This window comes from Mariniflexile aquimaris (assembly GCF_042676825.1).
Lineage (GTDB): Bacteria > Bacteroidota > Bacteroidia > Flavobacteriales > Flavobacteriaceae > Mariniflexile > Mariniflexile aquimaris.
Genome location: NZ_JBHTIB010000008.1, coordinates 122,548 through 148,596, shown reverse-complemented (window position 1 = coordinate 148,596; position 26,049 = coordinate 122,548). Strand labels below are relative to the sequence as shown.

The window sequence follows — 26,049 nt, the reverse complement described above, 5'->3', positions numbered from 1 at the left end:
TTTTTAATTGATGTTTATTTTTCTTAATCGCAAAGCGTTGGTAATTACAGAAACCGAGCTAAAACTCATAGCCAATGCCGCAATCATTGGTGATAATAACAAACCAAAAACTGGATATAATACGCCTGCAGCAATGGGTACTCCTAAAACATTGTAAACAAAAGCAAAAAACAGATTTTGCTTAATATTTTTAACAACGCCATGACTTAGTTTCTTTGCTTTAACAATGCCTTGCAAATCGCCTTTTACCAGCGTAATTGATGCACTCTCAATAGCCACATCGGTGCCAGTTCCCATAGCAATACCAACATCTGATTGCGCTAATGCAGGCGCATCGTTTATACCGTCGCCCGCCATGGCAACAGTTTTTCCTTGGTTTTGAAGTTTTTTAATTTCGTTTAACTTGTCTTCTGGAAGACATTCCGCTTTATAGTGTTTTAAATTTAACTGCTCTGCTACGGCTTTTGCTGTGTTTGTATTATCGCCCGTTAGCATAATTACATCAACACCTAAATATTGCAATTCTTGAATAGCCTGTTTACTGGTTATTTTAATAGCATCAAAAATGGTAACATATCCAACGGCAGCATTATCAACTGCGATATAAGAAACTGTTTTTCCTTGTTGTTGTTCGTTTTCTACTTTTTTGAATAAATCTTCGGAAATTGAAATTGATAATTGCTCCATCAACTTTGCATTGCCTAAGGCTATTTTATTACTTCCAACGATTCCAACAACCCCTTTTCCAGCAATGGTTTCAAAATCACTCGCTTTAGTAATTGAAATATGCTTCGATTTGCCATAATTTACAACAGCTTCAGCTAGAGGATGTTCGCTATACTGATTTAGCGAAGTAATATATTGAAGCAAAGTCTCTTCATCAAGATTAGCTGTAGAAATAACTTTTTCAACCGATGGTTTACCTTCAGTAATAGTTCCCGTTTTATCAACAATAAGCGTGTCAACTTTATTCATTTTTTCTAGAGCCTCTGCATTTTTTATCAATACACCAGATTGTGCGCCTCGACCAACGCCCACCATAACAGACATGGGTGTGGCCAGCCCTAAGGCACACGGACACGCAATAATCAATACCGCTATGGCATTAACAAATGCAAAAACATAAGCGGGTTCTGGACCAAATATAGACCAAGCAATAAACGTGATGACCGATACCAGTAAAACAATGGGAACAAAATATTTTGAAATTCTGTCTGCTAATTTCTGAATGGGTGCTTTAGAACGACTTGCATTATTTACCATATGAATAATTTGAGAAAGCAAGGTTTCAGAACCTACTTTTTCGGCTTTCATAATGAATGATTTGTTGCCATTAATCGTTCCAGAACTCACTTGATCACCAACTGACTTATCAACCGGAATAGGTTCACCAGAAATCATCGATTCATCGACACTACTTCCGCCTTCAACAATAACACCGTCTACCGGGATTTTCTCCCCAGGTTTTACTCTTAATAAATTTCCTTGCTGAATTTTATCGATGGCAATAACGCTGTCTTTTCCATCATCAACTAAAGTTGCTGTGGAAGGCACCAATTTTAGCAATTCCTTTATAGCACCACTGGTTTGACTATGTGCTCTTGCTTCCAATAGTTGTCCTAATAAAACCAGCGTTAAAATAACCGTGGCCGCTTCAAAATAAACATGCACATTGCCGTGTGATGTTTTAAATGCTTCGGGAAACACATCCGGAAATAACATGGCAAACACACTAAACACCCAGGCAATTCCAGAACCAATACCAATTAATGTAAACATATTTAGGTTCATGGTTTTTAAGGATGCCCAGGCACGTTCAAAAAACATCCAGGTTGCATAAAACACCACTGGAATAGACAATGTAAACTGAATCCAATTCCAATATTTTTGGTCTAGAATATGGTATAACGGATTACCGCTTATCATTTCGGACATCGCTATCAAAAAAATAGGCAATGTAAACGCCACTGCAATCCAGAACTTTTTTAATAATTTTTTAAAGGTTTTATCTTCTTCTGAAACCGCGGCTTCTAATGCCACTAAATCCATGCCGCAAATAGGGCAAGAACCAGGTTCATCTTTTACGACTTCGGGATGCATGGGGCAAGTAAATTGCACACTTGCAGAGGCAATTGTTCGCTCTTCCACCAAATCCATTCCGCATACGGGACAATCTCCAGACTGATTATATGTTTTTTCACCTTCGCAATGCATGGGGCAATAAAAGATTCCTGTGCCTTTACCTTTAGGTTTTTCTTCTTTTTTTTCTGTGGAAGGATGATGGTCTCCATGGTTATGAATACTATAGCTTCCTCCATCGTTTTTTAAAGCCTCTTGAAATGTTTCAATTGGAATATGAGATGCCATTTCCAGAACAGCTTCGGCTTTTTCTAAATTAACAGATGCTTTTGTAACACCCTTCACTTTTGAAAGCGTTTCTTCAACATGACTCCTGCAACCGTTACAGGACATTCCATGTATATGATATGTATGTTTCATGATTTTTTTTGATATTAAATTAACTTGTCATTCCTGCGCAGACAGGAACCCACTCGCAAAGGACAAACTAAAATAGTATCAAATTATAAAAACCTGGTCTAAAACCTGAATATCGGCAACCAAGTTTGGTGGAGAGTAATCTTTATGAGGTATTATTAAATTTGGTAATCCTTCAAAAAGATTAATAAAGGTATAAGTAAATGAAGTTATAAATAATTGTTGCTGAAAATCTAAATCGTCAAAAGTAGCATGTTTCAATTCCTTTTGACCCTGCACAACATTCATTTCATCTTTACAACAAGACTTTTTTGTGATAGCTTCTTGATCTTTTTCATAAGCTTCCATGCCACATTTTTGGGCTTCAGAAAACACAGCCACATCTACTAAAACATCACCACAAAAATGCTTTTCAATAGTAAATGATACTGTTGAAAACAATACAAGTAATGCTAAGAGCACTGAGAAACTTTTATGTACAAATTGTTTTATCACGCTGCAAAAATACAAAAAATCAAGATCTTAACCCTGCTTTTAAATAATGATTAACACTTTAACTCTTTAGTTTGTGATAATAAAAGGCAGGAAGCAGCACCATTAAAATTATGGGTTGAATGATAAAACGACGCACATTAAAAAACAAATAGTAGTCTTCTTGTCTTGGGTTAACCACGAAGTACAAATAAATAGCAATGAGTATTACAAAAGCTAAAGCAAAAATAATCGCCGAGAATTTTATGATGCTTTTATCTTTAAAAATAACATATAAAATTCCTAATGAAATAGCACTATTTAACACATACCGAAGCGTTGTAAATAAAGTCACTTTTAAAACTTCGCGACGCGGACTATCAATATACAAATAGTCGTTTTGAAAAAACATTAAATACGGGTCGTAAAACAATTCATCTTCAAAAACACGAATTAAAATCAACAATGAAAACAACAGAAAAAGCAGTATATATTTAAACGAATTTTTCATGGCTATTTACTTATTTTAGAAAATCGACGTACCCAAAATACCCATAATAAAAATACCAATCCGTAAATAATAGCAGGAAAAACAACCGTATGAAAAACATCCTGCTGATTAGGATAATGATACAATCCTATTGTTAAAAACACAATTCGTAATAAATTCACAGAATATATTAAAACGCTACCCGAAAGTATGTATAAAAAAGTCGTTTTAAATTTTGTAGCAAAAGCAACAATAAAAGAGACAAATAAAATAATTACACTAACAGAATTACACCCTTCAATAACCCGAGCCAAAAACGTATTATTTAAATATAGTTTCATAGATGGCTCATCTGGATGCGGTAATATTTGCGCATTATATCCAAATGCATTTAATAAGGCTTCGGTTTGTTTTGCTACTAAATGCGTCATGTAATCCGGATAAAATTTAGACCCATCCGAAAATTGCAAGTAAAACTTATATACCACCGACAAGCTTATATAAACAAGTAAAAACGTCGCGATAAACTTGATAACTAATTTGTATTTTACAAAAAGTGCCTTCAAACAAAACAAATTTTAGTTTAGATGGTTAAAATTATGCATTCCAAATATATAATTCATGGCTTTTTAAATACTTTTACCAAAACTTTTTGATTTTATGACTTTTGAACAACTAAAACCCTTAGTAGATACCATCGTTTTAAATACTGAAAAACCAGTAAACGAGCGTCTTTTAAATATTTGCGAACTACTAGAAACACATATTCCTTATTACAATTGGGTGGGTTTTTACTTTAGAAATGGCAAAAAAGAGGAGCTTATTTTAGGACCATATGTTGGCGCTCCAACAGACCATACCGTAATTCCTTTTGGAAAAGGTATTTGCGGACAAGTAGCCGTTAGCAACCAAAATTTTGTAGTGCCCGATGTAACGGCACAAGATAATTATATAGCCTGCAGCATCACCGTAAAAGCAGAAATTGTAGTGCCTATTTTTGTGAATGGCGAAAACATTGGGCAGATAGATATCGACTCTAATACACCCGACCCTTTTACAGAAAAAGACGAGCGGTTTTTAGAATATGTTTGTGCTCAAGTAGCTACAATACTTAACTAAATTTAAGTATTTTAAAAATCTTGTTAATAATTCGAAGATTTAGTTAAAAACTAGCCTTGTTTTTTGCTTTTTAAACAGTTGTATTCTAGTTGAAATAACTACTTTTGCAACTTATTATGACACAACTAAAATGAGCAACGAAAAAACAGTAAAATCAGCATTAATTTCGGTATTCAGTAAAGACGGTTTAGAGCCTATTGTTAAAAAACTAAACGAGCAAGGGGTAACTATTTATTCTACCGGTGGCACCGAAACTTTTATTAACAACTTAGGTATTGATGTGGTTCCTGTAGAAGAAATTACATCGTACCCATCTATTCTTGGCGGTCGCGTAAAAACATTACACCCAAAAGTATTTGGTGGTATTTTAAACAGACAAAACCATGCCGGCGATATTAAAGAGTTAGAGGAATTTGAAATCCCTCAAATAGATGTGGTTATCGTTGATTTATATCCGTTTGAAAAAACAGTCGCTTCTGGCGCTAGCGAACAAGATATTATTGAAAAAATTGATATAGGTGGTATTTCGTTAATTCGCGCTGCAGCTAAAAATTATGCCGATGTTATTTGTGTAGCTTCTGTAGATGATTATGCTGAGTTTTTAAATCTGATTTCAGAAAACAACGGAAGCATTTCTTTAGAAAACAGAAAGCGTTTTGCAGCTAAAGCTTTTAATGTATCATCGCATTATGATACTGCTATTTTTAACTACTTCAACAAAAATAATGAAGAAACGGTTTTAAAAATAAGCGAAACTAATGGTAACGTATTGCGTTACGGTGAAAATCCGCACCAAAAAGGATTTTTCTTTGGCGATTTTGATGCCATGTTTACAAAACTAAACGGTAAAGAATTAAGTTACAACAACTTATTAGATGTTGATGCCGCTGTAAACTTAATAAACGAATTTAAGGGTGAAGCGCCAACATTTGCTATTTTAAAACATAACAATGCTTGTGGTTTTGCTCAAAGTAACACCATTCACCAAGCTTATGTAGACGCGTTGGCTGGCGACCCAGTTTCTGCGTTTGGTGGCGTGTTAATAAGTAATACAGAAATTGACAAAGCAACTGCCGAAGAAATTAGCAGTCTGTTTTGTGAAGTTATCATTGCACCTTCGTACAATGCCGAAGCTTTAGAAATTTTAAAAGGAAAGAAGAACAGAATCATTTTAATTTTAAATGATGTTGAATTACCACAAACCAACGTAAGAAGTTGTTTAAATGGTATTTTAGTTCAGGACAGAAATAATGTTACCGATACTATTGAAGGTTTAAAGTATGTTACAAACAATAAACCGACAAAAAATGAGTTAGATGATTTGATCTTTGCTTCTAAAATTTGCAAACACACCAAATCGAATACCATCGTTTTAGTGAAAAACAAAAAATTATTGGCTAGCGGAACAGGACAAACCAGTCGTGTAGATGCGTTAGAACAAGCTATCCATAAAGCTAAAACCTTTAAGTTTGATTTAAATGGTGCTGTTATGGCAAGTGATGCATTTTTTCCGTTTCCGGATTGTGTAGAGATTGCAAAAAAAGCTGGTGTAACTGCGGTTATTCAGCCAGGGGGTTCTATTAAAGACCAATTGAGTATTGATTATTGCAACGAAAACAATGTGGCGATGGTTATGACGGGAACGCGTCATTTTAAACATTAACAAATTCCTGCGAAAGCAGGAATCTTAAAAACTGGTTTTTGCTGATAATTAAAAACGTTGGTATTGCTGGATTTTAGCTGATAGGTTGCGCTAGGGATTGCAGTGGAAAGCCCACAGCGACCCCCGAGGTATCGAGGGGCGCGAGGACTTGTAACGGAAAGCCCGACCCGATAGGGTAGCGCCCAAAAAGTTGTGCTAAAACGCATGAAAAGAATTGAATAGTGACTTTTAAAAAAAATAAGAGTCCTATTAAACATTAAAATATTTATTAACTTTTATTACATTTACGGAATCCGTTTATAAAACCTCTAATATCACTTATAGCTTATGGGCTTTTTTGACTTCTTAACCGAAGAAATTGCAATAGATTTAGGTACTGCAAATACTCTTATTATACATAACGACAAGGTTGTGGTTGACGCACCATCGATAGTTGCTCGCGATAGAATTTCTGGAAAAATAATTGCCGTTGGACAAGAGGCAAGTTTGATGCAGGGAAAAACGCATGAAAATATTAAAACCATTCGTCCGCTAAAAGATGGCGTTATTGCCGATTTTGATGCGTCAGAGCAAATGATAAGTATGTTTATTAAAAATATACCTGCGTTAAAAAAGAAATTTTTTACGCCAGCGCTTAGAATGGTGGTTTGTATTCCTTCGGGAATTACAGAGGTGGAAATGCGTGCGGTAAAAGAAAGTGCAGAGCGTGTTAACGGAAAAGAGGTTTATTTAATACACGAACCGATGGCTGCGGCTATTGGTATTGGGGTTGATATTATGCAACCTAAAGGTAATATGGTGGTAGATATAGGTGGTGGTACTACCGAAATTGCTGTAATTGCTTTAGGTGGAATTGTATGTGATAAATCGGTTAAAATTGCGGGAGACGTATTTACAAATGATATTGTTTACTACATGCGTACACAACACAACTTATATGTTGGTGAGCGAACTGCCGAAAAAATAAAAATTCAAATTGGTGCTGCTACGGAAGATTTAGATTTACCTCCAGAAGATATGAGCGTTCAAGGACGTGATTTATTAACTGGCAAACCTAAACAAGTTTCCATCTCGTTTAGAGAAATTGCTAAGGCCTTAGATAAATCTATTTTACGTATAGAGGATGCGGTTATGGAAACTTTATCGCAAACGCCACCAGAATTAGCTGCCGATATTTATAATACAGGTATTTATTTAGCGGGTGGTGGTTCGATGCTTCGCGGTTTAGATAAACGTTTATCTCAAAAAACAGATTTACCTGTTTACATTGCCGAAGATCCGCTTCGTGCAGTTGTACGCGGTACCGGAATTACTCTTAAAAATTTAGCGAAATATAAAAGCGTTTTGATTAAATAGGCTTATAAAACATGCAACAAATTATTAACTTCATAATAAGAAACAAAAACTTTTTGTTATTCTTGTTGCTGTTTTCTATTGCTTTTGTTTTCACAATCGAAACTCATAGTTACCATAAAAGTAAGTTTTTTAATTCTGCGAATTTTTTAACCGGAGGCATCTATAGTTCTGTAAATAACTTTACGGGGTATTTAAATTTAAAATCACAAAACCAGTTGTTAGCAGAAGAAAACAATCGCTTAAAAATGATTCTTTTTAATGCTGAAAACAAAAAAGATTCTACATATTTAGATACCATTACTTATAGCGGAACCTACAAGTTTACTATGGCAAATGTTATTAGAAATACCTATTCTGGAGCCAACAACGTACTGCTTTTAAATAAAGGAAAAAACGACGGATTAAAACAAGACTTAGGAGTAATAAGTTCTAAAGGGATTGTTGGGGTAATAGACAAAACAAGCAAGCATTACGCTACGGTTATTTCTGTTTTAAACACTGCCAACAAACTAAGTGCACAGTTAAAAAAAACAAATCATTTTGGCACCCTGTCGTGGAATGCTAAATCGCCCTACTTTGTTCAACTAATCGATGTGCCTAAAATTGCTCCAATAAAAAAAGGAGATACCATAATAACATCTGGCCGTTCGTCTATTTTCCCTAAAGGAATTCCAATTGGACTCATTTATGATTTTAAACTGGATGCCGCCGAAAATTATTATGAAATTAATATAAAACTTTTCAATGACATGACGAATATCGAGCATGTTTATACCATTGAAAATATTGATGCCACAGAAATTAATAAATTATTAAATAGTAGCATTAATGAATAATTCTGTTTTTACACATACCTTCCGATTCATTTTACTTGTTTTATTACAAGTATTACTGTTTAATAATATTAATTTTTTAGGATATATAAATCCGTATATCTACTTAATGTTTATTGCATTATTCCCTGTAAAAAACAACCGTGCTATTATTATATTTCTAAGTTTTTTAATTGGTTTATCGGTCGATATATTTTCAGATACCGGTGGCATACACGCTGCTGCATGTGTTTTCGTAGCCTACATACGACCCGTAATTTTAAAATTCTCTTTCGGAATGATTTACGAACATCAAACCATAAAATTTAATACGGTTGAATTTGGAGAAAAACTCACCTACATATCAATACTTACAGCGATACATCATTTTGTTTTATTTTATTTAGAAATTTTTAGCATTTCTAAAATAACTTTGATCCTCCAAAAAACCTTATATTCAAGTATTTTTACTATTTTATTAATTATTTTAATAACCATTATATTTAGTAAAAGAACAAAATGAGACGATTTTTGCTTGTTATCTCTATCGGAGTTGTTGGGCTAATCTTTATATCAAGACTTTTTTATCTTCAAATTTATGAAGGCGGAAGCCGTAACTTATTTGAAGATAATGCGATACGAAAGGTATACGATTATCCTAAACGTGGTTTTGTGTTCGACAGAAACGGCGAATTGCTGGTATCGAACCAACCATCGTATGATGTTATGTTTATTCCTCGAGAAGTTAAACCTTTCGATACTTTAGAATTCTGTTCTTTATTGAAAATTACCAAACAGACTTTTGATAATATCTTTGAAAAAGCATACCATTATTCACCATGGCTGCCATCTGTATTTGTGCCGCATTTATCTAAAGAAGATTACGCCAGTTTACAGGAAAAAATGCGCAAATTTGAAGGTTTTTATATTCAAAAGCGTTCCCTAAGACATTACGAAACCACCATTGGTGCCAATGTACTAGGTGATATTGGAGAAGTTAATGATGCCATTATTGCCCGAGATCCTTATTACAAGATGGGAGATTTAATTGGGAAACAAGGAATTGAATTATCGTATGAAAAAACACTGCGCGGTGTAAAGGGAATAAAATTTATTCAGAAAGATAGATTTAATAGAGATTTAGGCCCCTATAAAGATGGTATTTTCGACACCTTACCAAAGCCAGGTAGCGATGTTACTATTACTATCGATGCCAATTTACAAGCTTACGGCGAACTCCTAATGCAAAACAAGCATGGCGGTATTATTGCTATCGAGCCTGCAACAGGAGAGATTTTGGCAATGGTTTCTACTCCGACCTATAACCCAAACTTATTAGTCGGTCGCCAACGCTCGGTTAATTTTTCAAAACTCTATAACGACAGTATCAATAAACCATTGTACGATCGGGGACTTCAAGCCATGTATCCTCCAGGGTCGCCATTCAAGATTATTAATGCACTTATTGGCTTGCAAGAAGGTGTTGTAACTACCGAAGACAGATTTTCCTGTGCCCACGGATATAGCTATGGCGGAAGAAAAATGGGCTGTCACGGACACCCGAGTCCGTTAGCAATGAATGGAGGTATTTACAACTCATGTAATGCGTATTTCGCCAATGTTTATCGACGCATCATTGATAAAACGAAAAAACCTAGCGAAGGCATGGATATTTGGAGCAACCACGTTAAGAGTTTCGGTCTGGGCAATTATTTGAATAACGATTTATCGGTAGGGCAACCAGGTAAAATCCCATCCAGTAAAACCTACGATCAAGTTTATGGCAAAAACAGATGGGGAAGCACCTTTAACTTATCAAATTCTATCGGTCAGGGCGAGGTTTTAACAACCCCTATACAATTGGCAAATATGTCCGCAGCCATTGCGAATCGCGGGTATTATTACACCCCTCATATTATTAAACATATCGAAGATCATACCATAGATGCGAAATATACGACGCCTATACACACAACTATAAACAAAGAACATTTTGAACCTATTGTACAAGGAATGTTTGATGTATATAATCATGGAACGGCAGCGAGTGTTCAAATTAAGGGTATTGAAATATGTGGAAAAACAGGAACTGCCGAAAACTTTGTAAAAGTTAACGGTGTACGCATGCAGCTAACAGACCATTCTATATTTGTTGCTTTTGCTCCCAAAGACAACCCTAAAATTGCCATGGCTGTATTTGTTGAAAACGGCTACTGGGGTGCCAGATTTGCTGGTAAAATTGCCAGTTTAATGATTGAGAAATATATTACTAAAGGCGAAACCAGCAGAAAAGATATGGAAGACTGGATTTTATGGCACACCTTAGAACACGAGTACGCGAAGCCTTATTCTGGAAAGCCTTTTGGAATTAATAAGAATACCACACTCGAATTAGTTGACGAAAAAGAATACCAACACCTAAAAGAACTATTAAAGCAGATTAACATTAAAATAATGGGTAATCCAGAAGAACTAAAAAAGAACCAAGGCGCTAATTTATAAATGAAACTAAAAAACTTAAAAAAAGAAGCTGAATAATAAGATGGTAGAAGCAGGTAGATATTACAAATTTGATTGGATTACCATTGTTCTTTTCCTATTGCTTGTGGGGTTTGGTTGGTTAAACATTGTTTCGGCATCGCACTCTGGCGACACTGTAAATTACTTCGATTTTTCGCAACCATACGGAAAACAACTTATGTTTATCTTTTTAACCGTCGGGTTAATTATTCTAATTTTAGCCATAGAAGCCAAGTTTTACGAACGCTTTTCGAGTGTTATTTACATTATTTCTATGCTCTCGTTAGTCGGCCTTTTTGTGTTTGGAAAAAGTGTGAATGGCGCTACCTCTTGGTATGGCATTGGTGGCATGACCTTGCAACCAAGCGAATTTGCTAAAGCAGCAACAGCACTGGCGGTTGCAAAATACGTAAGCGATTTAAACACCGATATTCATAAAATTAAAGACCAACTTTATGTGTTTGGAATTATAGCACTTCCAGCCATTTTAGTCTTGTTGCAAAAAGATGCGGGTAGTACCTTGGTTTATGGATGCTTTATTTTTGTTTTATATAGAGAAGGATTGAATCCAATTTATTTAACTGTTGTCGCTGTTCTAGTAGCCATTTGTCTTATTTCTTTAAAATTTGGCGTGCTAATTACTGCCATTTTATCTACCGTATTTATTCTAGGATACCATTTTACTAGAAGAAGAAAACCTTTATTAATTCAGCCAATTTCACTAATAATTATTAGTATTTTAATAGCCCTTGGGGTGAAATATTTCTACGATAACATTTTACCTTTTCATCAAAAAGACCGCATAACGATTTGGCTAAGTCTAGAAAAAGACCCTATAAAATTGGAGCGGATGAAAAAAACAATTGCTTACAATTTAAATGAATCTGAAAAGGCTATAAGTTCGGGTGGTTTAAGAGGTAAAGGCTTTTTAGAAGGCACCAGAACTACCGGGAAATTTGTACCAGAGCAACATACCGATTATATTTTTAGTACCGTAGGTGAAGAGTGGGGCTTTATTGGAAGCACTGCAGTTGTTATTGTATTTATTTTGCTGCTCTTACGAATTTTGCATTTAGCCGAATTACAGCGATCGCAATTTAGTCGCATGTATGGTTATGGTGTGGCATCCATTATTTTTATGCACTTTTTTATAAATATCGGCATGGTAATGGGCATTATTCCTACTATTGGAATTCCGTTGCCGCTTTTTAGTTATGGTGGCTCAGGTCTTTGGGGATTTACTATTTTAATATTTATTTTTATTAAATTGGATTCTGAACGAATTAACCAATGGTAACCACACCTTTAAAACGAATTGTTTTAATGAAAACAACCAATACTCTTGGTCTGTTGTTGTTGCTTTTTTGCGGATGTTCTGCGATAAAGGCCTCAAAATCTAATTCCTTTACAAAAGACCAGATTTCTCTTATTAATGCATCCGATTCGCTCACATCTATGCGCGTTTTTAAAATAACAAGTAAAACGGATTCTCTCTTATTACGAACGAAAAGCGACTATATTAAAGCAGACCCGAAAGACAAGCTTTTACAAAAATTTGTAAACAGACTCTACAAAACTGTAAGAGATAGTTCGTCTTTAGGCGTTGGTATTGCTGCGCCACAGGTGGGGATTTTAAAGAATATTATTTGGGTTCAAAGATTCGACAAGGAGGATTTTCCGTTTGAAGTTTACTTAAACCCCATTATTTCTGAATATTCTGAAGAAAAACAAACATATAAAGAAGGCTGTTTATCTATTCCAAACCGCTCCGACATTGTAAATTCTCGAGCATTATTTATTTCTATAAGTTATGATACTATGCAAGGAGAACACTTAAGTGAAACTGTGGACGGGTTTACAGCGGTTATTTTCCAGCACGAAATAGACCATTTAAATGGTATTTTGTATTTAGACCATTTGGAAAAGGAAATAAATGATGCTACAAAATAAACAAGTAAATAGGTCTCGACTACGCCCGACCTGACTTTTGTTTAATCTCTTTTAATCTCCAGCTTTTCAGCAAAATAATCACAAAAATCTTTCATAGTGGCTGTCATTTTTTCATCCTGAGTCGCTCTATTAAATGTGTCGCTCATAGCTACCAAGGTTTGATGAAAAAACACTTTCATTTCATCAACAGGCATATCTTTTGTCCATAAATCGATACGCAAGGTTTCTTGTGCTTTAGAATCCCAAACGGCAAGCATCATGGCTTTTGCTTCTTCATTAGTGATGCCACCATCTTCTGCAGTCCAAAATAATTTTTCTGGTATACGATTTTCATCGAGTTCAACATTTAATTCAATTTTGGAAGATATTTTTTTAGACATTATTTCCGCGGTTTAAATTTCGAGTTATTAAATATTTCTTCAGCATCTGTAATTAACATATCTTTTAACTCCACCTCATTACGATCCATATACGCCTTTACAATTTGCCAACCTATATACTGACCCAAACGCCCTGGCGATTCGCCATCAATATCTTCTAGATAAAATTTAGAAAATGGCGCCGGTGTAATAAACCGTCCTGATAATTTGGTGTCGGTACTAAATAGCAATTCGCGTTCTACAAAATAACGCCAAACATCATTTTCATTGGCTATGGCCCAGTCTATTTGCGCTTGGGTATAGCCAATACGAGAAGCTTCCGATTTAAAAGGAATCATCACATCTTTAAAGTATAGCTGCTTTCCAAAATAAATCATTTCATCTAAAAAGGTTTTACTTTGAGTTTGATAAATATATCTTTCAGCATATGCACCCGCTAAATCAACTACAATTTGTTCCTTTTTTAAGTCTTCACGAATATATTTTGGAATATTTTCGTAAAACTCATGATTCGATCCCAAATAATTATCTAATCCAATTACTACAATCGTATCGGTTACAATAACCCGGTTTCTATAATCAACATCGCTTGTTGTAGTGATAACTCTTGGCGGATTAAATTCAGAGAAATTATATTTTAAATGATTGAACAAAGATTCAATATCATGTTGAGTGTCATCAAAATTTACGAATGTTTTTTCAACTTCTTTAAACAAATGTCTTTGCAAAGTATCTGAAACTTTAGCAATCCAGAAGGTATCCGTATATTTTTCTGAAAACATAAACGGATATGCTTTTTTTAAATCCGGCAACGTTTTATAAGTAATATTCGCAAATAACAAATCGAATCTTTCTACTTTAACCTTTGTATTAATCTTGGCTATTGTACTTTCTAATTTGCTCTCATTTTTACACGAAAAAAACAACATTGTAAAAACTAAAAAAAATAATACATTTTTCATACAAAACTTAAGGCTATAAATTTTTATTAATTGAGTGTTTCGTTTATTTTTGTTAGCAAAGGTACTATTCTTAGAATTAAATTCATTTATTATGCATACAGAAAAAGTTATAAATTATATAGTTAACTGGCTAAAAGATTATGCTACAAATGCAGGTGTTAAAGGATTTGTTATTGGCATTTCTGGTGGTATAGATTCTGCCGTAACATCTACCTTATGTGCAAAAACGGGATTCCCGCTTCTTTGCTTAGAAATGCCTATACATCAGGCACCATCTCAAGTAAACAGAGCATTAAACCATATTGATTGGTTAAAGAAGCAATATCCAAAAGTTAGCATGACTCAAGTGAACTTAACGCCAGTTTTCGATAGTTTAGTAGCTGCATTGCCTAAAGTGGATAACGAAGAAGATCGCTTTATGTCTTTAGCAAATACGAGAGCTCGATTACGTATGACGTCTTTATATTATTTTGCTGCACTAAACGGTTATTTAGTAGCAGGAACTGGTAATAAAGTTGAAGATTTTGGTGTTGGCTTTTATACCAAATATGGCGATGGCGGAGTTGATTTAAGTCCGATAGCGGATTTACTTAAGACTGAGGTTTACACGATTGCAAAACATTTAGGTATTAATAATGAGATTATAAAAGCTGCTCCAACAGACGGTTTATGGGGCGACGACAGAACAGACGAAGACCAAATTGGCGCCACTTATCCCGAACTTGAATGGGCTATGAAAATGCATGATGCAGGCAAAAAGGCTGAAGACTTTAGTGGCAGAGACCTGGAAGTTTTTAAAATATACAAACGATTTAATTCCGCCAACAAACATAAAATGATTCCCATACCTGTTTGCGAAATTCCCAAGAACTTACTATAATTTTTGCATATTATTTAAAAATTTACTACTTTCGCAGCAAGCTTATTCTCTCAAATAATTATCTCTCAATAATTATCTCTCTAACAATAAACCATAAAATATAAGCTTAAAAACATTATGATTAAATTATTAATAGCAGACAACCACCCAATCACAAGAAAAGGACTTGAAGTATTATTTTCGGCCTCGTCAAACATCAAAATTGTAGCGAGTGTTGATAATGGCGAAGCCATTTTAGAATACATCAAGAATAACCCTGTAGACATTATTTTAACTGAAGCCGACCTACCTAAATTAAACGGCTTAACAGTTTTACGTCACTTAAAACACGATTACCCTAACATTAAAACCATTATTTTTAGTGCACAACCAGAAGAAGTGTATGCCATTAACGCCATAAAAGCTGGTGCGCATGGATTTATTCACAAATCGGTTAATGTAATAACTATTAATGAAGCGATTTTAAAAGTTAATGATGGCGGTATTTATTTAAGTAACGATTTAACGCAACAATTAGCTTTTGGAAACAGAGTTAATAAAAGCGGTACTTTTTACAAAAAACTTTCTACCAGAGAAGCAGAAGTTTTAAAACTTCTAACTATTGGAAGAAAAAACAAAGAAATTTCGAAAGAGCTAGACATCAACGAGAAAACAGTTAGTACTTACAAAGCACGTTTAATGCGTAAATTAAAAGTTACTAATTTAGTTGATTTAGTAAATCAAGCAAAACTTAACGAATCGTTGTTATAATACACGATTAAGTTTTCTAGACAACAACATTTTTAGACCCGAATAGTCTTTTACTTCTTCAAGTATATTTCTATTCGTGTCTATCTTTTTGTGTAATGTTTCCTGCTGAAACTCCTTAACCTTTTGGTCGATTAAAAAACAGCGAAGACTTAATATGGTCTCGCTTACCAATTGTGCTACACTGTGCATTTTTTCTTTTGGGTAGATGTTCATGCGCTGCCAGTTATCTAAAGTGTAACGCTCATCTTCCATTAAGATATGTGATATTTCGTTACCCATTTCTGCATCGACAGAATTAATAAAGTTTTTAAGCTCGAAATCTGGGTTTTGATTAAGCTTATCTATAATGGTATAATACAATGTTTTAAAATTGGCATTCGTAAATTCCATTTCATCTTCCTGCAAATCTAAAAACACTTTTTCGAATACTTTAGCTTCATTAACTACTGGCTCTAATACCAAATTTCCTTGCTCGTTTTCTTTTAAAACTAAATCTTCAAAACGTTCGGTTTTGTTCCCATAGAGCAATAACACTTCTATTATTTTTTTCTCTAAAATATACTGAACATTAACTTTCTCTACAGGTTGTTGATGTCTAATAACTTCAAATGCTTTTTGCTCGCTTTTAAATTGTTTATTTTCTTCTTGAAACTCCTTTTTATTAATTTGAGCAAGGGTGCTAAATAACACTTCCTCGCTAATATCCATAATACGGGCACACTCCTGTATATAGATTTCCTTCTTAATTCGGTCAGGTATTTTAGCTATGCTATTAACAATTTCGCGAACCGTTTCGGCCTTTTTTATAGGGTCGTTTTTAGATTCTTCGTATAACACAGAGGCTTTAAATTGTATAAAATCTTTGGCGTTATTTTCTAAATAAATGGATAGCTCTTCAAGGGTATTTTGTTTCGCGAAACTATCTGGATCTTCTCCTTCGGGAAATGTACAAACCTTTACATTCATACCTTGTTCTAAGATAAGGTCGATACCTCGAAGTGAGGCTCTTAAACCCGCCGCATCACCATCAAAAAGTACTGTGATGTTTTTTGTTAGTCGGTTTATAAGGCGTATTTGTTCTGATGTTAAGGCAGTTCCGGAAGAAGATACCACATTTTTTATTCCCGTTTGATGAAACTGAATAACATCTGTATATCCTTCCACCAAATAACAGTTATCTTCTTTGGCAATACTTTGTTTGGCATGAAAAATACCGTACAAAACATTACTTTTATGATAAATATCGCTTTCTGGTGAGTTTACATATTTAGCCGCTTTTTTGTCGTTAATTAATATACGCCCGCCAAAACCCAACACACGACCGCTCATACTTTTTATAGGAAACATAACGCGCCCCTTAAACCTATCGAATCGTTTATCTTCTTTAACAATGGTAAGGCCAGTTTTCTCTAAATAATCGATATTGTAGCCTTGTTTTAAAGCTTCGTCGGTAAACGCTTGCCACTCGTTAAGCGAGTAACCCAAATCGAATTTTTTTATAGTTTCTTCTGTAAATCCGCGCTCTTTAAAATAACTTAAGCCTATCGACCTTCCTTGGTCTGTTTTATGCAATATTTTCTGAAAATACGAACTTGCAAATTCACTTACCAAATACAAACTTTCGCGCTCGTTTGCCTGATCTTTTTGCTCGTTACTTTGCTCTGTTTCTTCTATCTCAATATTGTACTTTTTAGCAAGATACTTTATAGCTTCCGGATAGGTAAAATGTTCGTGTTCCATTAAAAAGGCCACAACATTACCGCCTTTGCCACTGGAAAAATCTTTCCAAATCTGCTTAACGGGCGACACCATAAAACTTGGTGAACGCTCGTCGCTAAACGGACTTAAGCCTTTAAAGTTACTGCCCGATTTTTTCAGATTTACAAAATCGCCAATAACCTCTTCTACCCGAGCGGTTTCAAAAACTAGATCTATGGATGATTGTGAAATCAATTTTGGAAAATTATTTTTGAATGTAAAGATAATTATAAACTATTGATTTTTGAAATTTGTATTTGTAAGAAAAAAGAGTTAATTTCGTTTAAGTATCAACATAAATAATTGCAATCAAAGATTTTATAAAATGTAAGCCTCGTAAAGAAAAACAAAGTCTTAATCTACCCCAAAAAACTAAATTGTAATGAAAAAAAATAAACCTAACAAACTAAGAAGTCTTCGACTTCAAAAATATTTTTCGCAAGAATATGTTGCTTTTGAACTTGGTATTTCGCAAAAATCATATTCTGATATTGAAAATGGAAAAACTGAACTAAAACATTCTACGATACTTTCGCTAGCAAGAATACTTGATACAACTCCAGATACAATATGTCCTCTATCGAATTATTGCAACTGCAATACTTCTATTGAATAGTAGGTAAATACTTCGTTTTAATTAATTAATAAGTTTACGCTTTATACTACACAAGTATAATTTAGAAAAAAAAGGTATGGTATGCTTAATTCTATATTATTTACTTTGTTTGAGTTTGATCAAATTGTGCGACTTCACGCAATGTATGAAGAGTTTTTTCGTAAATTTAAATATTTAATCATGAATTTCCCTAAATTAACAACGGCAAAGGTTTTAACAAAAATACAAGCAAAAGAAATCTTTGGAGGAACGGCTGAACCAGATGGTTGTACACAATGCCGAGTATGTGTAACTTCTAAAAAAGGAGATACAATTAATAATAATCTTTAATTAAATAGAGCCCTATCACCATAGGGCTCTTTAAATAATTTCTAGAAATGTTAAATCAGTACTACAAACTAAATGAATTTTATTCATTATTTTATGATGAAAAAAGAGTTTTATTGCATGCACCACAAAATCAGTTCCAAGAAGACGGCATAGCTGAAACAAGTTTTGAATCAAAAATTCATCCTGCATATGCTATCATTCTTTCCTTTTTTACAGGAGCTAAAAACTTAAAAGCCACTTTAAAAGATATTTCTACACATATGGATATAAATGAGACTGAAATATTGCAAGCAATTAAACCTTTACTTGAAAATAATGAAAGAGTTTGGATTGAATACGATAACTCTTTATTTGCATTCCCAAAAAACACTTTATTAAAAAACCCAAATAAGAGTAAAAGAGATATTATTGACCTAAAAAAATATAATTTCAATGACATTGATATATTTTCTAAAAGAAATTTTATCGGCCCTACTGAAATTCAAATGTTAATAAACACAAATTGTGTTACAGATTGTATCTATTGTTATGTTGATAACAGAAAAAAAAACAATGGAATCTTTCCTATTAGCAGGCTTAAAGAACTTATATATGAAGCAAAAAGTTTGGGTGTTTCGAATTTTGATATTTCTGGAACTGAACTTTTCTTATATAAATATTGGTATGAATTTTTAGAAACATTAAGTTCTGTTGGATATAAACCGTACCTATCAACAAAAATACCATTGAGAGAGGAAGATATTATCAAACTTAAACATCTCGGATTTGAAAGATTTCAATTTTCTATTGACTCCATTGATTCCTCAAAAATTATAAAGATTAATAGAATTCTAAATAGTAATTATATTCATAAAATAAGAGAAAGCATATCAAAATTTACAAAACACGGCTTCAAATTAAGAGTAAATATTGTGCTTACAAAATACAATGATAGTATTGAAGAAATAGTAAATGTTTTAAACTTTTTAAAAGGATTCCCTTCAGTTTATGAGATTTCACTTAATCCTGCTGGCAGGTCCATTTATAAAGGTGAATCTGAATTTAACAATTTTAAAATTTCTCTAGAATCTTATAATAAATTAGAAAATTACTTTAATAACCAAAAAAATATTGAAGATTATCATTTTAATATAATTGTATCTGGATTAAACACCAGAGAAAGATATGTTCAAGATATTGAATTAAAAAAAAGCGAATTTGAAGGTAGAATTTATTGTAGTGCGAATTTAAGTAAAATACATATCTTACCCGATGGGAATGTATCAATTTGCGACCAACTATATTGGAATGAAAACTTTATTATAGGAAATGTACTAGAGGAAAGCATTAAAAGCGTTTGGAACTCTCGCAAAGCCAAGGATTTAAATGATTTAAAAAGAATTGATTTTTCCAATCAAAGCCCCTGTAAAACTTGCTCTGAATTTGAAAAATGCAGAAATGGATTAGGTGTTTGTTATAGTGAAGTTTTGCAAGCTTATGGAGAAAACAATTGGGATTTCCCAGACCCAGCATGCCCAAATGCCCCTAAACCCATCTATAGTTTATATCACGAATAAATTAACTATGAAGATATACTACATACTTATCTTACTTATTCCTTTTTTTTCCTTATCCCAAAATTCAATAAAAGGAAACTTGATCAATTCAGAAACTAAACAACCCCTTAACGAAATATACATTAAACTATTCTCTCAAAACAAATTACTGTCATATACCCAAACTGACAGCCTAGGTGTGTTTGTATTCAAATCCATTAATAACGGTAACTATGTTATAAACATTGAAGACCCCAATTTTCAATCTTTTGAATTTGAATTTGGGGTCAAAGACGATTACATTTTCCATGATATAGAACTAAAACCCATTGAATCACTTGGCGAAGTTGTGATTAGTGCTAAAAAAACCGTTCAGTTCACAGCAACAGGAAATACATTGAATGTAGAAGGAACAGAACTATCCAATAAGAAAAGCGCCATGGAAGTTCTAAATTATGCCCCCACAGTCAGTACGCATGAAGGTTTGTCTGTTTTGGGAAGTAATAAAGTTATTGTAAAGGTAAACAATAAAGAATTAATAATTTCAGACCAAGCCTTGATTAATTACCTTAACAATTTAGATCCCAGCAATATCCAAAAAATTGTTATCACAGATGTGAAAATGGCCGAAATGGATGCTGAAACAGATGCCTTTGTAAACATTATTTTAAAAAAGGATGTGGGAACCAACATAGATTTGAATTATATCAATTTAAATCTTGCGGATAAATTTACTGAAAACAGTGGAGGAGACATCTCTATTTATCATAGAACCAATAAGTTCAGGTTTTCAACAGATTTTTATACCCGAAGACACAACCATCAAATAATAGGTAACGAAACAGACCTTTTCCCTGACAAAATTATATACACAATTAATAGAAATACACCAGATATTAAAAGACGAGAACTGGCAGCAGATTTAGGTATTGATTATTTGTTAAACGATAAAAACACTATAAGCATTCTTTATAATTATTTCTATGATGTTGCGTTAGATTTAAACCCTATTGAAAAAAACATCATTACAAACTCCCAAACATTGGATTCTATTCTTACCCAAAAATTAGCGAGTTCAAAAGATTTGTACCATACCTATTCTGCCTTTTACGAAAGAAAATTGGATTCTTTAGAAAGCAATTTTGTATTAACCACTTCCTACGCGTACAATACAGAGAAAAGCCCGTTAAACATTAATAATCAATATTATAAAAGTAATACTCTCTTCGATTCGGAAGAATTAAGGACAGATAACTATACTCAAAACCAAATATTTTCTTTACAAGCCGATTTAAGTAAAATCTTTCTTAATGATAACAATTTAAACTTAGGGATTAAAATAGTTAATACTAAAATATCTAATAATTCCTTAACAGAAGAGAACATATCAAATAATTGGTCCATACTTGATGAATACTCAGATAGTTTTAAATTTTCAGAAGTAATCACTTCCTTTTATGCAAGTTATAATGTAATAAATAAAAGAAATGCTTGGAATTTTGGAATAAGAGACGAATATACCCATAATACTTTTACCACCCTTGAACAACCCGATACTAAATCAGGTTATAACAATTTAATACCAAGCATTAATTATAAAAGGTTTATCGAAAATACTAAAGTACTAACATTGTTTACTAATTTATATATAGAAAGACCAAGTTATTACTATTTTAATCCAACGCTATCTATTATCGATGCAACCAATCAATATAAAGGAAATCCAGACATAAAAGCCTATACGAATTACAGAACTGGGATTCAATACGCTTATAAGTCAAAATATGTGAGTCAATTATCCTACACCTACTCTAACGATTACTTTTTTGCAAAACCTATTTACGATAATCAAACAGGTATAACAACCTCCACTTATCAAAATGAAGGTATTTTATCTATTCTTAAATTTTATGCAAGTTTACCTATAAAAATAGCAAACTGGTGGAATATTCAAAATAAAATAACAACATCATATGCAAAGTATTCTCTAGATAATCAAAATTATGAAGGTATTAGATTTAACATAAATTCGACCAACTTGATAAATTTCCCAAACGGGATAAAGCTTAACTTTAACTGGAATTATACTAACCCAAACCAAAATATTTGTTACGACTACAAAGAGAACTTTGTAGCTAATACCTATATAGATATTCCTATTTTTAATGAAAATTTAAAAATGTCGTTTGGACTTAATGATATTTTTGATACGAGTAGAACAAACTACCACTATGATTTTCTCGGAATAGAAAAAACCATTTACTCTAAAATCAATACTCACAGGTTTATATTTAGTATTAGTTATTCTTTCCAATCAGGCAAAGAAAGAGATTTAGAACAGAAAGAATCCATTATTGAAAACGAAAAAAACAGAATGGGGAAAAATGTGGAATAGCATAAAATTTTATCCACAACATGACCAAATGGACTGTGGTCCGGCGTGCATAGCTATGATTTCATCGTATTATGGTAAACAGTACTCAATTCAGTTTTTAAGAGAAAACTCCTTTTTAACTCGCCACGGAGTTTCTCTACTTGGAATTTCGGAGGCTACTCAAAAGATTGGTTTAGAGTCAGTAACCTTAAAACTTTCAGTATCAGACTTAATTTTAAGCAAATCTAACATCCCCGCTATTCTACATTGGAATCAAAACCATTTTGTAGTTCTTTATAAAATATCAAAAACACTATTCACAAAACAACCAGTATTTCACATTGCAGACCCTGCCCACGGAATAATAAAATTAACCCAAGAAAAATTTGAAAAATCTTGGCTTTCCGATGATGAACATGGCGTAGCCTTGTTTCTTAATCCAACAGAAAAATTCTACAAAGAACAACCGCAAAAAGAAGAAAAACTAACAATAAAATTTCTACTTAATTACTTAAAGCCTTATAAAAAGCAACTTATCATCATGTTTTTGTTGCTTTTATTGGGAAGTGGTTTAACCTTAATTTTTCCATTTCTTACAGAAGCATTGATAGATAAAGGAGTAAATGCAAAAGACCTCCATTTTATTTTCCTAATACTTTTAGCTCAACTTACTTTGTTTCTCGGGTCAATTATTATTAATATATTTCGCAACTGGCTCATGTTATATGTAGGTACTCATTTGAGTATTACTATTATTTCACAGTTTCTTAAAAAAATGCTCCAACTCCCTATCAAGTTCTTTGACACAAAATTAATGGGAGACTTTCAGCAACGCATTCAAGATAACGACCGTATAGAAGAATTTCTTACTTCACAAAGTTTAACAACCTTTTTTTCCATTATTACCTTTTCAGTTTTTTTTGGAGTATTATGGTATTATGACTTTAAAATTTTGATTGTATATCTGACCCTAACTATCATTTCAATTATTTGGTCATTCTACTGGTTGAGAAAAAGAAAAATTTTAGACTATTTTCGTTTTCAACATCGTAGTGAAAATCAAGAATCTATCTACGAAATGCTCAACGGTGTTACAGAGATGAAGCTGAATCAATTTGAAGAATTTAAGATAAATGAATGGGAGAATATCCAACAAAAACTATTCAGACTTAACACAAGAATTTTAAAACTTGACCAAATTCAATTATCAGGATTTGAATTTTTCAATCAACTCAAAAACATTTTAGTTACATTTCTTGCTGCAACCTATGTAGTACAAGGTAAAATGACTTTGGGTATGTTACTTTCCATATCTTATATTATTGGACAGATGAACTCTCCGGTCAATCAACTAATCGGCTTTATTCGTTCATTACAAGATGCCAAATTGAGTTTAGAGCGACTTAATGAAGTTCAAAATCATCAACTGGAAGAATCAGAAAAATTAAAACAATTAAGTATTCAAAATGATCTTCCAAAAAAAGACAATAAAATCGGAATTACTTTAAAAAACCTTTCCTTTCAATACGAAGGACCTAATTCTCCTTTTGTTTTAAAAAACATTAACTTATTCATTCCCGATGGTAAAATAACGGCTATTGTCGGTGCCAGTGGCAGTGGAAAAACAACCCTCATGAAACTATTGCTAAGGTTTTACAATCCTATTCAGGGAGAAATCTACTACAACAAAGAAAATATTTTAACACTCTCTCCAGAGAGCATCAGAAAAAATACAGGTATAGTAATGCAAGATGGTTTTATATTTTCAGACACTATAGAAAGAAATATCGCCACAAAAGACAAACAAATTGATAATAAAAAATTAAACAAAGCAGTTAAAATTGCTCATATTAAAGAATATATAGAAACATTACCTTTACAATATAATACAAAAATTGGAGCCGCAGGAAATGGTCTTTCAGGTGGTCAGAAACAAAGAATACTCATTGCACGAGCTGTTTACAAAAATCCACATTTTATATTTTTTGATGAAGCAACCTCTGCTCTTGATGCCGAAAACGAAAAAATAATCCATGACAATTTACAAGAATTTTTTAAGAATAAAACTGTAGTCATTATTGCACATCGCCTTAGTACTGTCAAAAATGCAGATAATATTGTAGTGCTTAAAAAAGGAGAAATAGTAGAACAAGGTTCACATCAAACGTTAATAAACAAAAAGACTGAATATTATAATCTTGTTAAAAATCAACTTGAACTTGGGAATTAAACACTAAAATCAACTATTTTCATCGTTAATTTTAAAACATTCAATATAGCATGAATTAGAAAGAATATGAAAAAAAACATCTAGGTTCAAATAACAATTTTTAAGCTACACTTTTGAACCCAAAAATCAACTTCAAAATATTAAAAACCACCTGAAAAAATTCCTTTCAGACAGTCTCTTTTTTACTTACTGATTACTAATCCATATCAAATCTTAACCCGATTGATATGTTATTTTGTTTAATTGCTTGGTCTTTAAAAATGGGCGACAAATCGTATTTAACATACAATGCCACATCGTCAAAAGCAATATAACTACTTAAACCATATACCAAATTACTGGTGTTAAAACTTTGTTTTTGCTTTTCCTTAATGCGCTCGCCATCAAACTCGTATTTTAATTTTTGACGGGTTCCAATATTAAATCCGCCATACCCACCAATACCAATTTTAAATTGATTATCGGTTGAATATCTAAAATAGGTGTCTTTTTCTGTTTTTTTAGAAGGTCCAAATTCAAAATGAACAGGAAATACTAAATTGGTAATTGCCAATTTTGATTTTTTTAGTTCTTCGGGAAATTCTTGTAAAATCGTTTGGTTTCCATCTTGCACAAAATAATTATTGTCGGTTGGTTTTAATCCATTAAACTGAAATGAATATCCATATTTTAAACGCATGAAATTAGACTCGTTAAACACGCGGGTTTTCCACGCCCACCCGATTTCGAAAAAGCGTGAACCTCCAAATTTATAGGGAGAATCATCTAACTTTTCGCCCTCTATTATGGCGTTGTTAAGGCCAAAGGCTAGCACAAAATCGCTGGTAGTACGTCGATCATATTTTAAATTTTTTGGTTTGTCTTTTGCTTTATCACCGACAAAAATGAAGCTTTCGCTTGTGTTCTCGTTAGCGCCTCCAACTCTTACAATTCCATTAATAGCATGCTCACCTACAAATTCATAGCCTTCTTCATTACGTTCTGAAAGCGCATATTTATTTTCTATAATAGCAATTCTATTTTCAATATTTAACGCACGCTTTTTCGCCACTTCTTTTTTTAATAGTTCTGCTTCTGCGTTCGTAATTTCGCCTTTTTCCAAACGACTGTTTATAGCCTCTACTTCTACTTTCAAATAGTCGCGTTCTTCATTTTGAATTTGCTCCTTAATTTTCTGTAAAGTTTCAATTTTGTTTTTATTGTTTGGATTCTGAATCGAGTCTTGCGCCTTGATTAGTTGCACATTTAAAATTAGCGTGATTAAAGCTAAATACTTAATAATTGTTTGCATAACTGTTCGTTTTTTGCCCTTTCGGGTGTTAATTAATGATTGATTTATTGATGAAAATTTTTATTT

General features: G+C 33.0%; 23 protein-coding genes. 15 read left to right on the top strand and 8 right to left on the bottom strand.

Features of this window, described 5'->3' with window-relative positions:
• Positions 1–3 precede the first annotated feature (3 nt).
• The 4 genes from ACFQ0I_RS05665 to xrtF all read right to left on the bottom strand — a co-directional run bounded on the left by ACFQ0I_RS05665 (position 4) and on the right by xrtF (position 4,023).
• Entirely contained in the window at positions 4–2,499 is a 2,496-nt protein-coding gene (locus tag ACFQ0I_RS05665; RefSeq protein WP_379940240.1) for a heavy metal translocating P-type ATPase, read from the bottom strand.
• A gap of 78 nt (positions 2,500–2,577) precedes the next feature.
• Positions 2,578–2,991, bottom strand: coding sequence for an HYC_CC_PP family protein (locus ACFQ0I_RS05660; RefSeq protein ID WP_449288675.1), 414 nt, complete (start codon positions 2,989–2,991; stop codon positions 2,578–2,580).
• A gap of 58 nt (positions 2,992–3,049) precedes the next feature.
• On the bottom strand, positions 3,050–3,478 hold the full coding sequence (locus ACFQ0I_RS05655) for an exosortase F system-associated membrane protein (protein WP_379940237.1): 429 nt from the start codon (positions 3,476–3,478) through the stop codon (positions 3,050–3,052).
• 2 nt (positions 3,479–3,480) lie between these two features.
• Positions 3,481–4,023 (bottom strand): exosortase family protein XrtF, encoded by a 543-nt coding sequence (gene xrtF / locus ACFQ0I_RS05650; protein ID WP_379940235.1) that lies wholly within the window; start codon positions 4,021–4,023, stop codon positions 3,481–3,483.
• 94 nt (positions 4,024–4,117) lie between these two features.
• On the opposite strand from xrtF, the gene ACFQ0I_RS05645 reads away from it, so the two are divergent.
• The 8 genes from ACFQ0I_RS05645 to def all read left to right on the top strand — a co-directional run bounded on the left by ACFQ0I_RS05645 (position 4,118) and on the right by def (position 12,877).
• Positions 4,118–4,576: a GAF domain-containing protein gene (locus tag ACFQ0I_RS05645; RefSeq protein WP_379940232.1), complete on the top strand. Its 459-nt coding sequence runs from the start codon at positions 4,118–4,120 to the stop codon at positions 4,574–4,576.
• Positions 4,577–4,706: 130 nt separating this feature from the next.
• On the top strand, positions 4,707–6,239 hold the full coding sequence (gene purH / locus ACFQ0I_RS05640; protein ID WP_379940230.1) for a bifunctional phosphoribosylaminoimidazolecarboxamide formyltransferase/IMP cyclohydrolase: 1,533 nt from the start codon (positions 4,707–4,709) through the stop codon (positions 6,237–6,239).
• Positions 6,240–6,566: 327 nt separating this feature from the next.
• Positions 6,567–7,595, top strand: coding sequence for a rod shape-determining protein (locus tag ACFQ0I_RS05635; protein WP_132217861.1), 1,029 nt, complete (start codon positions 6,567–6,569; stop codon positions 7,593–7,595).
• Positions 7,596–7,606: 11 nt separating this feature from the next.
• A complete protein-coding gene (gene mreC / locus ACFQ0I_RS05630) occupies positions 7,607–8,431 on the top strand; it encodes a rod shape-determining protein MreC (RefSeq protein WP_379940228.1) in 825 nt (274 codons plus the stop codon).
• Positions 8,424–8,930 (top strand): rod shape-determining protein MreD, encoded by a 507-nt coding sequence (locus ACFQ0I_RS05625; RefSeq protein WP_379940226.1) that lies wholly within the window; start codon positions 8,424–8,426, stop codon positions 8,928–8,930. Before mreC ends, ACFQ0I_RS05625 begins: the two co-directional genes overlap by 8 nt.
• Complete coding sequence (gene mrdA, locus ACFQ0I_RS05620) at positions 8,927–10,909, top strand: penicillin-binding protein 2 (protein WP_379940224.1); 1,983 nt, start codon at positions 8,927–8,929, stop codon at positions 10,907–10,909. The genes ACFQ0I_RS05625 and mrdA overlap by 4 nt, the downstream gene beginning before the upstream one ends.
• A 40-nt stretch (positions 10,910–10,949) precedes the next feature.
• A complete protein-coding gene (gene rodA, locus ACFQ0I_RS05615) occupies positions 10,950–12,224 on the top strand; it encodes a rod shape-determining protein RodA (RefSeq protein ID WP_379940222.1) in 1,275 nt (424 codons plus the stop codon).
• 26 nt (positions 12,225–12,250) lie between these two features.
• Positions 12,251–12,877, top strand: coding sequence for a peptide deformylase (gene def / locus ACFQ0I_RS05610; RefSeq protein WP_379940220.1), 627 nt, complete (start codon positions 12,251–12,253; stop codon positions 12,875–12,877).
• 41 nt (positions 12,878–12,918) lie between these two features.
• Here def and gldC read toward each other — a convergent pair whose 3' ends face one another.
• Together gldC and gldB are read right to left on the bottom strand one after the other, a co-directional pair.
• Positions 12,919–13,257: a gliding motility protein GldC gene (gene gldC, locus ACFQ0I_RS05605; protein WP_379940218.1), complete on the bottom strand. Its 339-nt coding sequence runs from the start codon at positions 13,255–13,257 to the stop codon at positions 12,919–12,921.
• A complete protein-coding gene (gene gldB / locus ACFQ0I_RS05600; protein WP_449288674.1) occupies positions 13,257–14,219 on the bottom strand; it encodes a gliding motility lipoprotein GldB in 963 nt (320 codons plus the stop codon). Before gldB ends, gldC begins: the two co-directional genes overlap by 1 nt.
• Before the next feature lie 91 nt (positions 14,220–14,310).
• Between gldB and nadE the strand changes: the two genes are divergently transcribed.
• Positions 14,311–15,099, top strand: a complete 789-nt coding sequence (nadE, locus tag ACFQ0I_RS05595) for an NAD(+) synthase (RefSeq protein WP_379940216.1) — start codon at positions 14,311–14,313, stop codon at positions 15,097–15,099.
• Between the two features lie 117 nt (positions 15,100–15,216).
• A complete protein-coding gene (locus ACFQ0I_RS05590) occupies positions 15,217–15,849 on the top strand; it encodes a response regulator (RefSeq protein WP_379940214.1) in 633 nt (210 codons plus the stop codon).
• Here ACFQ0I_RS05590 and dnaG read toward each other — a convergent pair.
• Positions 15,844–17,802: a DNA primase gene (gene dnaG / locus ACFQ0I_RS05585; RefSeq protein ID WP_379940212.1), complete on the bottom strand. Its 1,959-nt coding sequence runs from the start codon at positions 17,800–17,802 to the stop codon at positions 15,844–15,846. The two genes, ACFQ0I_RS05590 and dnaG, sit on opposite strands and share 6 nt — an antisense overlap.
• A gap of 187 nt (positions 17,803–17,989) precedes the next feature.
• Here dnaG and ACFQ0I_RS05580 point away from each other — a divergent pair, with 187 nt between their 5' ends.
• The 5 genes from ACFQ0I_RS05580 (at position 17,990) to ACFQ0I_RS05560 (ending at position 24,692) form a co-directional block, all read left to right on the top strand.
• Positions 17,990–18,223, top strand: a complete 234-nt coding sequence (locus ACFQ0I_RS05580; protein WP_379940210.1) for a helix-turn-helix transcriptional regulator — start codon at positions 17,990–17,992, stop codon at positions 18,221–18,223.
• Between the two features lie 81 nt (positions 18,224–18,304).
• Positions 18,305–18,553: a hypothetical protein gene (locus ACFQ0I_RS05575; RefSeq protein ID WP_379940208.1), complete on the top strand. Its 249-nt coding sequence runs from the start codon at positions 18,305–18,307 to the stop codon at positions 18,551–18,553.
• A 47-nt stretch (positions 18,554–18,600) separates the two neighbouring features.
• Positions 18,601–20,109, top strand: a complete 1,509-nt coding sequence (locus ACFQ0I_RS05570; protein ID WP_379940206.1) for a radical SAM protein — start codon at positions 18,601–18,603, stop codon at positions 20,107–20,109.
• A gap of 178 nt (positions 20,110–20,287) precedes the next feature.
• On the top strand, positions 20,288–22,483 hold the full coding sequence (locus ACFQ0I_RS05565) for an outer membrane beta-barrel family protein (protein ID WP_379940205.1): 2,196 nt from the start codon (positions 20,288–20,290) through the stop codon (positions 22,481–22,483).
• A gap of 28 nt (positions 22,484–22,511) precedes the next feature.
• Positions 22,512–24,692, top strand: coding sequence for a peptidase domain-containing ABC transporter (locus ACFQ0I_RS05560; RefSeq protein ID WP_379941041.1), 2,181 nt, complete (start codon positions 22,512–22,514; stop codon positions 24,690–24,692).
• 196 nt (positions 24,693–24,888) lie between these two features.
• On the opposite strand, the gene ACFQ0I_RS05555 is transcribed toward ACFQ0I_RS05560, so the two are convergent.
• On the bottom strand, positions 24,889–25,983 hold the full coding sequence (locus ACFQ0I_RS05555; RefSeq protein ID WP_379940203.1) for a hypothetical protein: 1,095 nt from the start codon (positions 25,981–25,983) through the stop codon (positions 24,889–24,891).
• Positions 25,984–26,049 lie beyond the last annotated feature (66 nt).

Bases quoted from the DNA above. Each gene is read 5' to 3' on its own strand.
- ACFQ0I_RS05635 (WP_132217861.1), top strand. From the start codon at position 6,567: ATGGGCTTTTTTGACTTCTTAACCGAAGAAATTGCAATAGATTTAGGT.
- ACFQ0I_RS05645 (WP_379940232.1), top strand. From the start codon at position 4,118: ATGACTTTTGAACAACTAAAACCCTTAGTAGATACCATCGTTTTAAAT.
- mrdA (WP_379940224.1), top strand. From the start codon at position 8,927: ATGAGACGATTTTTGCTTGTTATCTCTATCGGAGTTGTTGGGCTAATC.
- ACFQ0I_RS05555 (WP_379940203.1), bottom strand. From the start codon at position 25,983: ATGCAAACAATTATTAAGTATTTAGCTTTAATCACGCTAATTTTAAAT.
- ACFQ0I_RS05570 (WP_379940206.1), top strand. From the start codon at position 18,601: ATGTTAAATCAGTACTACAAACTAAATGAATTTTATTCATTATTTTAT.
- ACFQ0I_RS05575 (WP_379940208.1), top strand. From the start codon at position 18,305: ATGCTTAATTCTATATTATTTACTTTGTTTGAGTTTGATCAAATTGTG.
- ACFQ0I_RS05655 (WP_379940237.1), bottom strand. From the start codon at position 3,478: ATGAAAAATTCGTTTAAATATATACTGCTTTTTCTGTTGTTTTCATTG.
- purH (WP_379940230.1), top strand. From the start codon at position 4,707: ATGAGCAACGAAAAAACAGTAAAATCAGCATTAATTTCGGTATTCAGT.
- ACFQ0I_RS05580 (WP_379940210.1), top strand. From the start codon at position 17,990: ATGAAAAAAAATAAACCTAACAAACTAAGAAGTCTTCGACTTCAAAAA.
- mreC (WP_379940228.1), top strand. From the start codon at position 7,607: ATGCAACAAATTATTAACTTCATAATAAGAAACAAAAACTTTTTGTTA.
- ACFQ0I_RS05625 (WP_379940226.1), top strand. From the start codon at position 8,424: ATGAATAATTCTGTTTTTACACATACCTTCCGATTCATTTTACTTGTT.
- rodA (WP_379940222.1), top strand. From the start codon at position 10,950: ATGGTAGAAGCAGGTAGATATTACAAATTTGATTGGATTACCATTGTT.
- gldB (WP_449288674.1), bottom strand. From the start codon at position 14,219: ATGAAAAATGTATTATTTTTTTTAGTTTTTACAATGTTGTTTTTTTCG.
- ACFQ0I_RS05590 (WP_379940214.1), top strand. From the start codon at position 15,217: ATGATTAAATTATTAATAGCAGACAACCACCCAATCACAAGAAAAGGA.
- ACFQ0I_RS05665 (WP_379940240.1), bottom strand. From the start codon at position 2,499: ATGAAACATACATATCATATACATGGAATGTCCTGTAACGGTTGCAGG.
- nadE (WP_379940216.1), top strand. From the start codon at position 14,311: ATGCATACAGAAAAAGTTATAAATTATATAGTTAACTGGCTAAAAGAT.
- gldC (WP_379940218.1), bottom strand. From the start codon at position 13,257: ATGTCTAAAAAAATATCTTCCAAAATTGAATTAAATGTTGAACTCGAT.
- def (WP_379940220.1), top strand. From the start codon at position 12,251: ATGAAAACAACCAATACTCTTGGTCTGTTGTTGTTGCTTTTTTGCGGA.
- ACFQ0I_RS05560 (WP_379941041.1), top strand. From the start codon at position 22,512: ATGGACTGTGGTCCGGCGTGCATAGCTATGATTTCATCGTATTATGGT.